We start from the raw sequence: 13,883 nt of genomic DNA, 5'->3' as shown, positions 1-13,883 counted from the left end.
AACCTTAAATCGAAAGCGCTTTGTTCTCTTCCATGGTCTGCTGTATTTTTTCACGCAGTGCGTCGATGCGAATGGGTTTGGTAATGTACTCGTCCATTCCAGCCTGTAAACACAGCTCCCGGGATTCCCCTACAGCGTGAGCGGTAACCGCAATGATCGGTTTTCTGGGCAATTGGTTATGCATTTCATATTCCCGAATGTGGCGGGTGGCAGCATAGCCGTCCATCTCAGGCATCTCGCAGTCCATTAATACCACATCGATTTCATGGTGATGCTCCTGGTAGTATTCCAGTGCTTCCTTGCCATTGGTGGCAAATTCCGCCTCTATGCCCAGCTTTGTCATCAGCCCTTTCACCACCACGCGATTGACTTCATTGTCTTCCGCCGCCAGAAGCTTCAGGTTCATTTTTTCCGAGGTGGATATAGAGGTGGGTGCATGACGCTGAGTGTCCAGGGGCAAGTCACTGTTCTTGCCCACTTCAAAACGACAGTTGAACCAGAATGTGGACCCCTTGCCGGACTCACTTTCCACGCCTATGTCCCCATTCATAATGTGCACAAGCTCCTTACAAATCGACAGGCCGAGTCCGGTTCCGCCATATCGGCGAGTGGTGGAGCTGTCCGCCTGGGTGAAAGGAGTGAACAGGTTTTTCTGTACGTCGCGCGAAATCCCGATTCCGGTGTCTTTCACCTGGAAGCCGATACTGACGCGGTTTGACGTTTTTGAATCCAGTTTTGCGATGATGCCAATACTGCCGTGTTTGGTGAACTTCACCGCATTACTCATCAGGTTCAGCAGTACCTGGCGCAGTCGGGTGGGGTCGCCGATCAGTACGTCGGGTATGTCCTTGGCCACCCGGGTGTAAAAGCTCAGATTGCTGGAAAGTTCCTTGCTCTGGAATACCGAGAGACACTCCGCAATCAGATCATGGGGGTTGAATGGGATGCGCTCCAGGTCCATCCGTTTGGCCTCAATTTTGGATAGATCCAGAATGTCATTGATCAGATGGAGAAGGGCGTTGCCGGAATTATAGATAGTGTCTACGTAACGTTTTTGCTCCCGCGTCAGCTCCGTTTCCCGCAACAGTTCCGCAATGCCAATCACCCCGTTCATGGGGGTTCTGATTTCATGGCTCATCTTGGCCAGGAATTCACTTTTGGCCGTGCTGGCTGCCTGGGCTTTGTATGCTTCCCGCATTTTTTCCAGCAGCTGTGTCTGTGCTTTGGCCTTGGCTTTTCGCTCCTCGGTGAAGAAGCTGCCGAATGCCATGGACAGCAGGGCAACCTCTATGGCTGCACCAATCTGCGCGGCGTTTTCGGTGAGGAAATTGCTGGGTAGAACGCCGGTGTAATTCAGGGCGAACAGGGTGAATCCGGTAGCCACGATCAACCAGGCACAGGTGTAGTAACGTGCCACGTGGGCGCCGTGCCTCCAGGCCAGGATGCCGGCAGAAAGGTTCAACAGCACGGTCGCAATTAACATGATCATGCAGGTCTGCAGCAGAAAACTGTAACTGCCCACAAAGCTTGAGATCATGATCGTGAGCCCGGTTAGGGCACCGGTGGCCATCACATAGAAAAGTCTGGGCGTATGTTTGCGCACTTCCAGAAAAAATATGGAAAACAGCAACGCGAAGGTAAAAGTACCACCCAGAAAGAACACGATGGAGATCTGATTCCAGGTGGGCCAGGTGGGCCAGAGGTACTGAAAGCCGAAGCCGCGCCAGGAAGCAAAGGCGAACATCTGAAACAGTAAATAGGCCACATAGTAAATGTAGGATGGGTTGCGCACCACAAAGAACAGGAACAGGTTGTAGAAGAACATGATCAGCATGCCGCCGATGAAGAGTCCCTGACCCAACATGAAGCTCTGATCGGATTTGATGAACTCGGCTTCTTCCCACAAGTAGAGTGGCATTTTGACCGAGCCTTGGGTTTCCAGCCGAATATAGAGTTCGGTGGGAACGCCTTCCGGCAAAGTGATCGGGAACAGGAAGTTGCGGTGATCAATGGGGCGGTGTTCATGGGGGAGCTTGTCTCCCACATGGAATACCTGCAGGATTTCGCCATCACGGACAAAATACACATCCAGGTAATCGATCAAAGGGTAATCCACATTCAGCAGCCACTCTTTACGCTGATCGTGCTGGTTCACTATGATGCTGTGGAACCAATACACAGATTGGCTGTACCCGAGATTGGGCACGGCGTCGGCTGACCGGAACCACTGGTAGCGCTCCCGTTGTTTTAGAAAATCGCTGACTCTCAGAGTGCCATCGGGGTCCTCGAGGATTTCAAGTTCGGGGGAGAGCTCGTGGACACTGTGGGACTCATCAATAACCACGGCTTCGGTTGCTGCATGGAGAGAACCGGAAAATAGAAGTATTGCTGCTCCCAGCAATAGCCGAGTCATAACCCAATTAACGGGAACCTGTGCGCGCATGCAATCCTTGTTCGTGTTGATGACCCGCTCTTAGCCAGTGGTGTTCAACGCCCGGAAAAATATTGATTCAGGGAATGGGTGCGGGTTTTGATTTCTTCTTGTTCCATTGGAATTCGTGGAGCCTGTCCCCAGACCGGTTTCGGCCAGGCTGGGTCCTGTTGCCGGCGTCCTATTACGTGCACATGCAGCTGGCTGACCATGTTGCCCAGAGCCGCTGTGTTGATTTTGGTACTGCCAAAAGCGGCGGTTACGGCTTTCCCCAGTTCAACACAATACAGGTGCAGCCTGATTTGCATCGCCTGATCCAAATCATGCCATTCGGTGATCTGCACCTGCTTGGGGACCACGATGAACCAGGGGTACTGGGCATCATCCATCATTAACAGGAGCAGGTCGCTTTCCTCTCGAACCAGGATCGTATCGGCTGCCAGTTGCGGGTGTAATTCAAAGGCCATTAATGTTGCGCCATCCGGGTCTGGGGAGGCTGTAGGGCAATATAATCCGTGAGTATCTGGCCGGTTTCTTTCAGCTCATAATCTATTTCGAGCTCGCCGTGTTTGGCTGCAGCTTGTTCTGACTTTTCTTCCAGGCTGGCCTGCAGTTCCTCATAGGTTTTGAAGGGGGCCTTGCCCAGTGCTTCCCGGCGTTTGTTTTCGATGGTCAGGCGGCGCTTTTCCAGCACCTGCTTTTCCTGCTGGCGTGCATTCCAATTCAGGCTCACATTGGTTTTGGATCTGGCAGATTCAATACTGGCCATCTGATCCTTGATGTATTGGAACTCGGGGTTATGGCTGGCGCGTTCCTCGTGGGCGGTACGCAAATAGGTCAGATTGGTTTCCAGCAATGGGTTCCGGTGGTAGCGGGCAGGGCGGATCTGATCTGACGGTAACGCGTGGGGTAGGGAGCTTTCGCCAATTTCTTCGTGATCAATCAGGCTGGGGTATTCAATATCCGGCACGATGCCCGCGTGCTGGTTGCTGACGCCGGATACGCGATAGAACTTGGCCATGGTCACTTTCAGTCGGTCGCCCCGGGAGCCGTAGTTCAATGGCTGGAGTGACTGGACGGTGCCCTTGCCGAACGTGCGGTCGCCCACGATGATGCCACGTTGGTAATCCTGAATGGCGCCGGCGAAAATTTCGGAGGCAGATGCACTCAGCCGGTTAACCATCACCGCTAAAGGACCGTCATAGAGTACATCCGGGTCGTGATCCTCAAGTACTTCAATGCTGCCGTTGAAGGATTTGATCTGTACCGTGGGGCCGGTTTTGATGAACAGGCCCAGCATTTGATTCACTTCCGTGAGTGAGCCGCCGCCGTTGTTGCGCAAGTCGATGACCAGGCCGTCGATCTGTTGCAGCTTGAGCGATTCGATAAGGTGAGCCACGTCAATGGTGGTGGAGCGGCACTGACTGCCCGCGTTCTTCAGACACTCCAGGTTGGCGTAGAAGGTGGGGACGTTGATAACACCGATCTTCTTTTTACCGGCGGGGGAATCAATTTCCATTACTTCAGATTGAGCTGCCCGGTCTTCCAGATTGACCGTGTCCCGCTTGATGCTGATCACTTTGGTGTGAGCGTCGCTTTTGGCGTCGGCCGGAATGATTTCCAGAAACACCATGGTGTCTTTCTTGCCGCGGATGCGCTGCACCACTTCGTCCAGGCGCCAGCCCACTACGTCGATGATTTCATTGCGGCTTTGACCCACACCGATAATACGGTCGGCCTCTTTCAGTTGCTGGCCTTTTTCCGCGGGCCCACCGGTGACCAGGCTGACTACCTTGGTGTATTCGTCGTCGCTCTGCAGTACTGCTCCGATGCCTTCCAGTTGCAGACTCATATTGATATCGAAGTTTTCGGAAACCTTGGGGGAGAAATACTGGGTGTGGGGATCATAAATCTGGGTGAAGGCATTCATGTAAATTTCGAACGCGTCTTCGCTGTTGGCCTGCTTTACCCGGTTCAGTTGATTGCGGAAGCGTCGGTCCAGGGTCTCCTGGATTTCCTCATCGGTTTTCCCCATCAGGCGCATGGTGATGATGGTGTCCTTGAGGCGCCGCCGGGACAAGTCGTCCAGTTCTTTGCGGTTCTTGGCCCAGTCCGATTTTTTTGCATCCCGTTCGAGGGTTTCATCGATGGAAAAATCAAAGGAATCAATCCCTTTGGAAAGCAAGTCGATGGAGTATTCGAGTCGTTCGCTGATGCGCTGCTGGTAGCGGTTGAAGATTTCGAAGGCCGGCTGCAAATTGGAGCGCTGCAGGGCGTCATCCAGTTGCGCGCGATAGCGTTCAAACTCCTGGATGTCCGAAGCCATAAAGTAAGCCTTGCCGCCATCCAGGGAGGCCAGGTAGTTATCGAGAAACTCGCTGGACAACGCGTCATCCAATTCGTGTTTGCGCATATGATAGCGATTCACACCATCCAGTATGCGCACGGAGGTGATGGCTTGTGCCCGGGTGGGCTTGAGAACCGCGTCACTCGGTGGAATGCTGGCTTGAGCACTGCCCAGTACGGTCAGCACCAGCAGTACGGAAGAAAGAGTCCACAGGGAAGACGTTTTTATTCGTGTCATGGCGTTACCAACATCAGCGACGTAAATGGCTGCAAACTATACAAAGGTACTTTGAGCAGTATCCATCCAACCTTATTACGGACTTTAGACACAGATCAAGCACCTAATATCCGTAGCGTTACATAAGTGTAACTCAAACCGGAAACAATGCCCTCCCACAAACGAGAAATGCATCTAATTTAATGAAATTTAAAGAAAAGTTGGGTGTTCATCAGGCATACAAAAAACAACTTGAAAAGTTTATCTGACCCTATAGACTGGACAAACACTAAATAATGTCTCACTGATTGAGCGCTCAGACAACGTAAATTTTGGCGTTGAAGGCCAGTAGCGAACTCAGTTGGGACGATATTGTAACTAATAAGAACAATGAGTTAAGGCCCGGCTTTGGGCTTTTTGGTAAGTAGAGGGATTCCATGGTCAAGTTTTTGGAAAGCCGGCAGGGATTAGGCTGGCTTAAGGGCGCGTTTGCGTCCGCATTAGTGTCGGTATCTTCCATGAGTTATGCCGCCATCTCGGAGAATCTCACCATTGGCAACCCAAGAGCCTTGTCTTTGGGGAACGCAGTTACAGCAGATCCTCCAGGCGTTGATTCCATTCACTACAACCCCGCTGGTCTGGCTCGCGTCCATGGTCGGGAGGGCTTGTTCAAACTGACGCTAGCCTATTTTTTGATTCAAGCGGATTTCGGCAATTATCATCCGGATGCCCAACAGCAGATCGATAATTGGGCATTGGGGGAGACCGATCCGGTTGAAAACTCCCACAGTGAAACCGATACCATCATGCTGAAGATCCCCTTTGTGGATGGTCCACAGGAGTGGCCCCTGCCCATGATGATCGTGCCTACCGGTGGTGCCGCGTTCCGCCCGGAGGGCACGGATTACACCTTGGGAACATCCGTTTTTGCCCCGCTGGCAGCAGGCTACAAACGCGATGACGGCGATCCCGGGCAGTTTATGGGTAAAGAGATGGCCCTAACCCGGCTCACCTATTTTTCCCCCACAATCGGCTTTAAATTGAATGACGAATGGTCGGTGGGTGCCGGTATTCACTTCTCTTATTCCGGGATCGCTGCCTATACGGATCTGCGGGTCAGCCACGTGGCCCTGGGTGTGATAAACACCCTGTTAACCCAGTTGGATGATCAGACCGACTGTTTGTCCGGACTGCTGACTTTCTGTGGTCAGAGCATGAGCCCGTTTGAATACGCGGTGGGTTTGGAAATCGATGTGGAAACCCCGTTGTCGGTGAATGCGGTGTTTGGTGCCCTGTGGGAACCGACTCCCTGGTTTACCTGGGGCTTTGTGTATCAGACCGAGGCCAATCAGCGTATGACCGGCAGCTACCGCATGACCTATTCCGAGGATTGGCAGGGTGTGTTCGGGGCGATTCACGATGAATTGGGGTTCTTGGCCATCCCCCTGGGGTTGCCCGTTGGCTTGGCGGAACAAACCGGTGACGCCACCGTGGAGCTGAAGTACCCGGCACACTTCTCCACCGGTATCAGCGTGCGGGTGTTACCCAAGTGGAAGGTAAACATTGATGCCAAATGGACCGACTGGGCAGTTTGGGAAGGCTTGAAAATCGAGTATGACACCAAGCAGGAATTCAACGGTGTTGCCGCAGCCCTGGCGCCGGAATACGCCACTTCGGATACGCTCATCATTCCACGTCACTACGAAAGCACCTGGAACCTGGCGTTTGGTGTGGAGCACCAGTACAACGACCGTCTGACATTGCGCTTCGGCTGGGAACCCCGTAAATCATCCATTCCCGATGACAAGCAAGGGTTGTTGCTGCCCTTTGGTGACGCGAACCTCTACTCCTTTGGCTTTGGTTATGACTGGATGGAAGGCAAGCACTTCGACTTTGCCATCGGCTACATGCACGCCGAAGCGGATATCCCTGCCGGCAGCAGCACCAACGCCAACAGCATGGATATCTACAACAACATCCTCTACAACCCCTATGCGGGCTTGGACGTGGAAACTTCTGTGGATGCGCTCCTGATTGAAGCCAGCTACACCTGGCAATTCTGATGCAAGGTGGTTGAAACTGCGGTAGTCTTGCGCCATGACTACACTCTATTTGGTTCGTCATGGTGAGGCTGCCGCCAGTTGGGAAGAGAACCCGGACCCTGGTCTGAGTGAGCGGGGGTTGCTTCAGGCGCAGTCCCTGCCGGCGCAGTTCGATGGGTTGCCGGTCCAGCATATTGTCAGTAGCCCGCTGTGTCGGGCTCGTGAAACTGCAATCCCCCTGAGCCAGGCTTTGGGAATCCCGATTCAGGTCTCCACAGCATTTCGTGAAATTCCTTCTCCGGTAGACATATCGCTAGCAGAGCGTTTAGCCTGGCTGCGAAGCTGTGCCCAGCAGCCCTGGGAGGGTGCCCCGGCCGAATTGCAGCAATGGCGGCAGAACATTCTGGACGCGCTCCGGCAGTTGCCGCCAGACTCGGTGGTGTTCACCCATTTTATGGTGATGAATGCGGTGCTGGGCCACACTCAGGAGCGCCCCAGCCTGGTGTGCTACCAACCGGATTATGGCTCGGTGCTGACATTGGAGGTGACGGACGCCATTGTAGTGACCTGTATTGGAAAACAGGCGCAGAGCCGGGTTCTGTAAACATCATTTATGAATACGGCATATCTTCTCTATTCTGAATTCGAGCTTCATATCCCCTACAGCCAATCCCTCAAGCAGAAGCGGCAGGTGGTGCAACGCCTGCGGGACCGCCTGCGCCAACAGTTCAATGTCTCGATTGCTGAGGTTGCCAGCCAGGAGGAGTGGCAACGAGCGGGGATGGCTCTGGTCATGGTAGGTAGCAGTCGCAGGCAGTTGGAAAGCCAGCAGAATGCCCTGGAGGCGTTCATCCTGGAGGTGGTGGACGCAGAAGTTCAGTGGTTGAGTCGTGAGTGGATTTAGCGCAGGTGCTAACGCGTTGACGGATGAGGCGTTTTTAACAGTCTTTTAGTATGTTTATTCTAAAAAATATTGATAACCTGCTTTCATGTTGGAGAAATGCAGTTTAGCAGCTCCACACACAGAATTTTGGTTGTGCCGACCAATCCTGTTGTTGATTTTTAGCGTACTTTCTCGCCCGGACCTCATCGGGCATTCCCTTAGCCCGCCTCCCAAGCGGGCATTTTTTTGCCCGAAAGAAAAGCATAGCAAACATTTCCGCAACGTAAATACTCTTGATTGAGTCAGGTCAAAAAATGCTCGTGATAGGCTTCCTTCCATGTATTTCTTCAAAAAATCAGCAAGTTGTGGCTGCTTTTTTAGGATTTTTTTTTGATGTTATGACTATTTGACCTAGACTTCGAAGTAGACAGCCGAGGTCTGAGTCACCACCACAGTGCTGCCTGACTTCCTGACTTAAATGTGGTGGTGGTTGTTTTGTCTAAAAACTAAAGGAAACAACAATGGTTAAGAAGAAGACAACCTTAGCCTTGTTGCCTATAACTCTTTGCTTTTCCAGTCTGCCGGTGCTCGCTGCGACCACTGCGGACCTGGAAAAGAGGTTAGAGCAACAAGAAAAGCAAATTAAACGACTGGAGAATCGGCTCAAAGGTACTCGAGCCGCTGTAAAAGAAAACCGATCCCGAATTTCCGATGCGGCTGACCGTCTGCAAATCAACGGCTTCATGACGGCGGGTGCAGCGGTAAATGACGGCGACGATGTCTATGAGCCTTTCTACGGGATCGATGACGATACCCGTTCCAGTGCGATTTCAAAAGCCGGCGTTCAAATGACGTTTGAAATCACCGAAGACTGGGATGCTACCGTGCAGCTGCTGAGTCGCGGAGCCAATGGCTACGACCTGCAGGCAGAGTGGGCGTATCTCGGCTGGCAGGCGACAGACAATCTGGCCTTGAAATTCGGTCGACAGCGTCTGCCTTATTACCTGCTGTCGGAATACCTCGACGTAGGTTATGCCCTGCCTTGGATCATTCCACCGCTGGAGTTGTATAACATACCCGCGACCACCACCGATGGTATTTCCGGTGTGTACAGTTTCAACGTGGGTTCAGTTAACTTTGCTGCCCAGGCTTATGCGGGGCAATCAACAGGGCGTACTGAGCAGCTGGAAGCCGACTTTATTTCCAGCCCATCCTGGGGTGCTAACTTAACTGCCGATTGGAATTCATTTACCTTCCGCGTCGGTTACAACCGCTCCACACTGAGAACCGATCCAGATGAGGGTGGCGTAGCGGACAGCCTGGTGCCTGCCATGCAAGAAGCAGAGTCAACCTACGGTCCGGCTTACGGTGTGGCGGACCCAGGGAATCTGGAAATCAGCACAGAAAACATCCGGACGGATTACATCAGTGCCGGCTTTATGTATGACGACGGCAGCCTGCTGGTGATGGGTGAGATTGCGAACCTTTCGGCGGAAACCTTCCAGCCGGTAGGTGATGCGGGCTATATCACGGTGGGTTATCGTTTCGGCAAGTGGATGCCGCACTTGACCTTCTCCAAGTTCCAGACGGATTCCAAGGCGGATGATCGTATACGCGCGATCCAGGAATACGCGGATGCGGTGGGTAAGGCAATGTATAGCTCAGCGGGCGTTGTCGGTGTACCGAACCCCGGCTTGGTGGCAACCAACGGCTATTTCAATAGCGACTATGCTGGACTTGGTGTAACCAACGGAATCATCACATCCTCACTTTGCCCGACTCTGGATGCAGTAGCGACTGGCTGCGAACTCTCGGTTCTGGGGCAGCGTGATGCATTGCATGATGCGGTGATTGGTTATAGCCAGACTATCTACAATTCGATGGAAGATCAGATACAGGAACAGCAATCCGTCACCATCGGCTTGGTATACGACATCAATCCACGAGTTAAAGCCAAACTGCAGGCGACACACTACGAAAACTTTGGAGCAAACACCTACCAGTACCTGAACTATGGAACGGAAGTTACAGGTGTTGGCGCGCTGGAGACGTTCAACGGTTTTACGACTGTTGACGGCCACAGCAACGGTCGATTCTCCGGCGATCCAGACGCGGCGGGTAACCATACCGCTATCTACTCCTTCTCAATCGATGCAGTATTTTAAGGGGGGAGCAGATAATGACTATCAAATTGAAACTCGCACGAGTACTGAGCACGGCTGGATTGATGATGGCTGCAACCTTCGCTTCGGCTGAGGTGGTGGTGATCGTGAATGCCAGTTCATCCATTAGCACTGCAAGCGCCGATGAAATCCAACAGGTATTTCTGGGCAAACGCAACGAGATCGGTGGTGTGTCGGTCACACCGGTTGATCAGTCCGAAGGCAATGAAGCCCGGGATACCTTCTACGAAAAAGTCGTGGATAAGACGCCCGCGCAACTCAATGCTTACTGGTCGCGCCTGATCTTCACCGGTAAAGGCAAGCCGCCCAAGCAGTATTTTGATGATGCTGAAGTGGTTGAAACGGTGTTGGAAGAAGAAGATGCCATTGGCTATATCGATTCTTCTGCCGTAACGGAAGGGATCAAGGTGATTTACACCGCGCAATAAGTCTGAATCATCTGGTCCAAACAAAAAGGCCGCACAGTGTTGCGGCCTTTTTGTTTTTAATGGGGTGAAGTCACCATTTAGCGTAGTGATCTTCAATCAAGCCATTGATGCCTTGCACTTGGTAACTATGACCATCGTTGTCGGTCACGGTTCCGAAATACTTCCCTGGGAGCTGTGAAAAATTGGAGGCGACCAATAGGGCGTTGATCTTTTCCCGGTGACAGCCCTCAGGGTTGAACCTGAGATCAACAGCGCCATCTGAGCTGGTGATGTGCCAGGTTTCCATGCGGTTTTTCCGGTTGAATTCAAAATGCGCTGGAGCCAGGGCGTGAGCGCGTCCGTCAATCCAGAGCGTGTTCTCGTTGAAGCTGGTTTCATTCACGCCGCAGGCGAGGTTTAATCCCAAGCGCTTTCCATCGGGAAGGATGCCGGAGATGCTGGACCAGTTCCAGGCGGTCTCCCGCTGCATAAACCCGCAGCTCCAGTCGCTGCTGCCGGTAACCTTGTTGCCATCAAGCGGGATATTCAACCCCTGCCATAGTACGTGACCTGTTACGGTCAGGGTGGTGTGTTTTTGAGTGAAGGCCCAACCATTGTAACCGGCCCGGCTGCAGACGGTGACGGGCTCGAACGTCTCCGGTTGGGTCAACTCCACGTCCACCTGTACCCGATCAGCAATGCTGACGTTCAGTCGATAGCGGTTGGGGCGCTCCAAGGCCTGAATCCGAAACTGGGCAGCCCCTTTGCGAAACTGGCTGAGGCCGGAGAATGGGCGGGGGGAGAGTTGGCAGTGTCGCCCCAAGGGTTGAATGAACCGGTACGGGTGCAACTGGCCGGATTGGTGGTCGAACAGGTAAATGAATGCGGTGGCTACGTATTGCACGTTCGCAATGGCACAGGCCAGGGTATAGTCCTCACTGTGCAGGCCAATAAAGTGAAACTGATTGAACCCAAAGTGTCTCTGCAACCGGTTGGCTGGCCGATCCATCGGATCAAGGTATTCAAAGTCCCGGTGATTGACTTCAGAGAAGGTTTGTTGGAATCGTCCATATTGTGGTTGCCCGTTGGGCATAATCAACTTATCGTATGGCGCTGTATTTCGATTCATTGTTTGGCTTCGGGGGAAGTTATGTATATCGCATTTAAACACAGTCACATGATGTTTGCGGTCATCAGTGGCCTGTTTTTCCTGGTTCGCGGCTGCTGGATGTTGATGGATTCCAATATGCTGCAGAAAAAGTGGGTAAAGATATTACCCCATGTGAACGATACGTTATTGTTAATCTGCGCCATAGTGCTGTGTGTGATGTTGCAGCAGTATCCGCTGCAGCACAGTTGGCTGACGGTAAAAGTGGTGGCCCTGATTGCCTACATCCTGTTGGGTGTGGTGGCATTGAAGCGGGGCAAAACCAAAGCGGTGCGCACCGTTGCCCTGGGGGCCGCTTTGCTGGCCTATCTGTTCACCTTTTCGGTGGCGCGAACCCATAATCCGCTGGGCTTTTTTGCGTTGTTGTAAGGCTTTCCTATGAGTGAATTTTGGGATGATACCGCGGTAGAGCGTTTAGACGAGTTCCACCTGCGGGGCACGATCACGGATCGCTGGAGCGTGAACGGCATTCCCAATGGCGGCTATTTGATGTCTCTGGCGGCCCGTGCGCTGGCGGAAGTGCTCCCTCATCGTGATCCGCTCACCCTGACTGGCCACTACGTGGAGAAGGCCTCGGTTGGGCCGGCCGAACTGTGGGTGGAGCTGATTCGCGAAGGCAATACGGTTTCGACGGCAGCCCTGAAACTGGTGCAGGAGGGAAAGGAGCGGGTTCGGTTCACGGCCACCTATGGCGACCTGTCCACCACGACCGGTGTCACTTGGGTTGGGGATACGCCGCCCGACATTGACCGCAACAAGTGCCTTACCTCACCTCGTTTTCTGGCCATCCATGAGCGGGTGGAGCTGCTGTTTTCACCGGTCACAGCGGATTGGTTGCGCGGCAAATCCCGAGATGCCATGGATCATGAGCTGATGGCGTACTTTCGGGATGGCACTGAGCCGGATGTGTTGAGCCTGCCGTTTTTTGCGGACTGTGTACCGCCCACCACCTTCACCAAGTTCGGAGCAGTGGGGTGGGTGCCGACGCTGGAGTTGACTGTGCACATTCGGGCAAAGCCCGCACCGGGTATCCTCACGGGCCGGTTTCGGACCCGCTACCTCATTAATGGATTGATGGAGGAAGACGGCGAGCTGTGGGATTCCAACGGTGATCTGGTGGCGCTGAGCAGGCAATTGGCGAAATACCGCGGGGGGCAGATCTGAGTGGGGTGTGCCCGGCTGTCCGGGCACGTCAGGCGCCTGGCGTGATCAGCGGTTTTGCAGGTTCTGCATCATGGCCATCATGGCTTCCTGGCCGTTGGCAGGGTGGTCGGCGTCATCGAATCCGGTGATCGCTGCCCACTGTTCATTGACGTCCTCAGCGCTGATGCCGTTACCAAGGTTGAAGCCAACCCCTTTGCTTCGCTCCCAGCGCAGTTTGCCCATCCAGCCGGCACCCACTTCGTAGAGGCCTCCGGTTTCCTGGCTGTTCTCGTCGCAAAGTTTTACCACCAGGGGGGTGATGAACTCCGGTTTCAACTGTTCCACCAAGGCCGGTGGCAGGATGGTTTCAGTCAGTCGTGAGCCCGCAATGGGGGCAATGGTGTTCACCAGGATATTGGACTTGCGGCCTTCCAAGGCCAGCGTCTGACTCAGGCCATGTAATCCCAGTTTGGCCATGCTGTAGTTGGCCTGGCCGAAGTTTCCATAGATGCCGGCCGCGGAAGCGGTGAAAATCAGGCGGCCGTACTCGGCTTCCCGCATGTGTGGCCAGGCGGCGTGACTGACTTTGAAGGCGCCCTTGACGTGCACCTGGTAAACCAGGTCCCAATCGTCCTCCGTCATCTTGGCAAAACTTTTGTCGCGCAGGATGCCGGCGTTGTTGATGACCACGTCGATGCGACCAAAATTATCCAGGGCGGTTTGTACGATTCGGTCACCGTCGGTTACGGAGTCATAGTTGGCGACGGCCTCGCCTCCGGCAGCCACGATCTCATCCACCACCTGATCCGCAGCATTTTTGCTGGCGCCGTCACCGAAGGCGCTGCCACCCAGGTCGTTCACTACTACTTTGGCACCGCGGCGGGCAAACTCCAGGGCATGGCTTTTGCCCAGGCCATTCCCGGCGCCAGTGACAATCACCACGCGCTCGTCGAATCGTACAGAGGTCATTGTGTGCTCCTGATACTGTTCTTGTTATTGGGTTTGCGGGATTGCTCTGCTGTCAAAAAAAAGGGCGGTTACATGGACCGCCCTGTGTTTAGAC

General features: G+C 53.6%; 12 protein-coding genes. 7 read left to right on the top strand and 5 right to left on the bottom strand.

Features of this window, described 5'->3' with window-relative positions; all coding sequences use genetic code 11:
• Nucleotides 1–4: 4 nt before the first annotated feature.
• The 3 genes from D9N14_RS20485 to D9N14_RS20475 form a co-directional block, all read right to left on the bottom strand.
• Entirely contained in the window at nucleotides 5–2,344 is a 2,340-nt protein-coding gene (locus D9N14_RS20485) for a hybrid sensor histidine kinase/response regulator (RefSeq protein WP_290583288.1), read from the bottom strand.
• A gap of 143 nt (nucleotides 2,345–2,487) precedes the next feature.
• A complete protein-coding gene (locus tag D9N14_RS20480; RefSeq protein ID WP_290583286.1) occupies nucleotides 2,488–2,898 on the bottom strand; it encodes an HIT domain-containing protein in 411 nt (136 codons plus the stop codon).
• Nucleotides 2,898–5,015, bottom strand: coding sequence for a carboxy terminal-processing peptidase (locus tag D9N14_RS20475; RefSeq protein ID WP_290583284.1), 2,118 nt, complete (start codon nucleotides 5,013–5,015; stop codon nucleotides 2,898–2,900). The genes D9N14_RS20480 and D9N14_RS20475 overlap by 1 nt, the downstream gene beginning before the upstream one ends.
• Nucleotides 5,016–5,431: 416 nt before the next feature.
• Between D9N14_RS20475 and D9N14_RS20470 the strand changes: the two genes are divergently transcribed.
• The 5 genes from D9N14_RS20470 (at nucleotide 5,432) to D9N14_RS20450 (ending at nucleotide 10,530) form a co-directional block, all read left to right on the top strand.
• Nucleotides 5,432–7,057 (top strand): OmpP1/FadL family transporter, encoded by a 1,626-nt coding sequence (locus D9N14_RS20470; RefSeq protein ID WP_290583282.1) that lies wholly within the window; start codon nucleotides 5,432–5,434, stop codon nucleotides 7,055–7,057.
• 34 nt (nucleotides 7,058–7,091) lie between these two features.
• The gene (locus D9N14_RS20465) at nucleotides 7,092–7,640 is read left to right on the top strand and encodes a histidine phosphatase family protein (protein WP_290583280.1); all 549 of its coding nucleotides are present in this window, start codon (nucleotides 7,092–7,094) and stop codon (nucleotides 7,638–7,640) included.
• Nucleotides 7,641–7,649: 9 nt separating this feature from the next.
• Nucleotides 7,650–7,940 (top strand): DUF503 domain-containing protein, encoded by a 291-nt coding sequence (locus D9N14_RS20460; RefSeq protein ID WP_290583278.1) that lies wholly within the window; start codon nucleotides 7,650–7,652, stop codon nucleotides 7,938–7,940.
• Between the two features lie 500 nt (nucleotides 7,941–8,440).
• Nucleotides 8,441–10,084, top strand: a complete 1,644-nt coding sequence (locus tag D9N14_RS20455; RefSeq protein ID WP_290583276.1) for a hypothetical protein — start codon at nucleotides 8,441–8,443, stop codon at nucleotides 10,082–10,084.
• A gap of 14 nt (nucleotides 10,085–10,098) precedes the next feature.
• On the top strand, nucleotides 10,099–10,530 hold the full coding sequence (locus tag D9N14_RS20450) for a phosphate ABC transporter substrate-binding protein (RefSeq protein ID WP_290583274.1): 432 nt from the start codon (nucleotides 10,099–10,101) through the stop codon (nucleotides 10,528–10,530).
• A gap of 70 nt (nucleotides 10,531–10,600) precedes the next feature.
• Here the strand turns inward: D9N14_RS20450 and D9N14_RS20445 are convergent, their stop codons facing one another.
• Complete coding sequence (locus D9N14_RS20445; protein ID WP_290583272.1) at nucleotides 10,601–11,638, bottom strand: DUF2804 domain-containing protein; 1,038 nt, start codon at nucleotides 11,636–11,638, stop codon at nucleotides 10,601–10,603.
• 21 nt (nucleotides 11,639–11,659) lie between these two features.
• On the opposite strand from D9N14_RS20445, the gene D9N14_RS20440 reads away from it, so the two are divergent.
• Both D9N14_RS20440 and D9N14_RS20435 read left to right on the top strand, forming a co-directional pair.
• Nucleotides 11,660–12,046, top strand: coding sequence for a SirB2 family protein (locus D9N14_RS20440; RefSeq protein WP_290583270.1), 387 nt, complete (start codon nucleotides 11,660–11,662; stop codon nucleotides 12,044–12,046).
• 9 nt (nucleotides 12,047–12,055) lie between these two features.
• The gene (locus D9N14_RS20435) at nucleotides 12,056–12,841 is read left to right on the top strand and encodes a thioesterase family protein (protein WP_290583268.1); all 786 of its coding nucleotides are present in this window, start codon (nucleotides 12,056–12,058) and stop codon (nucleotides 12,839–12,841) included.
• Nucleotides 12,842–12,886: 45 nt separating this feature from the next.
• On the opposite strand, the gene D9N14_RS20430 is transcribed toward D9N14_RS20435, so the two are convergent.
• Nucleotides 12,887–13,789: an SDR family oxidoreductase gene (locus D9N14_RS20430; protein WP_290583266.1), complete on the bottom strand. Its 903-nt coding sequence runs from the start codon at nucleotides 13,787–13,789 to the stop codon at nucleotides 12,887–12,889.
• Nucleotides 13,790–13,883 lie beyond the last annotated feature (94 nt).

The sequence above is a fragment of the Ketobacter sp. genome, assembly GCF_003671495.1.
Lineage (GTDB): Bacteria > Pseudomonadota > Gammaproteobacteria > Pseudomonadales > Ketobacteraceae > Ketobacter.
This window is presented reverse-complemented; position numbering and strand designations above follow the sequence as displayed.

Coding starts and splice junctions, on each gene's coding strand:
- D9N14_RS20480 (WP_290583286.1), bottom strand. CDS start 2,898: ATGGCCTTTGAATTACACCCGCAACTGGCAGCCGATACGATCCTGGTT.
- D9N14_RS20455 (WP_290583276.1), top strand. CDS start 8,441: ATGGTTAAGAAGAAGACAACCTTAGCCTTGTTGCCTATAACTCTTTGC.
- D9N14_RS20430 (WP_290583266.1), bottom strand. CDS start 13,789: ATGACCTCTGTACGATTCGACGAGCGCGTGGTGATTGTCACTGGCGCC.
- D9N14_RS20450 (WP_290583274.1), top strand. CDS start 10,099: ATGACTATCAAATTGAAACTCGCACGAGTACTGAGCACGGCTGGATTG.
- D9N14_RS20475 (WP_290583284.1), bottom strand. CDS start 5,015: ATGACACGAATAAAAACGTCTTCCCTGTGGACTCTTTCTTCCGTACTG.
- D9N14_RS20440 (WP_290583270.1), top strand. CDS start 11,660: ATGTATATCGCATTTAAACACAGTCACATGATGTTTGCGGTCATCAGT.
- D9N14_RS20460 (WP_290583278.1), top strand. CDS start 7,650: ATGAATACGGCATATCTTCTCTATTCTGAATTCGAGCTTCATATCCCC.
- D9N14_RS20465 (WP_290583280.1), top strand. CDS start 7,092: ATGACTACACTCTATTTGGTTCGTCATGGTGAGGCTGCCGCCAGTTGG.
- D9N14_RS20435 (WP_290583268.1), top strand. CDS start 12,056: ATGAGTGAATTTTGGGATGATACCGCGGTAGAGCGTTTAGACGAGTTC.
- D9N14_RS20470 (WP_290583282.1), top strand. CDS start 5,432: ATGGTCAAGTTTTTGGAAAGCCGGCAGGGATTAGGCTGGCTTAAGGGC.
- D9N14_RS20445 (WP_290583272.1), bottom strand. CDS start 11,638: ATGAATCGAAATACAGCGCCATACGATAAGTTGATTATGCCCAACGGG.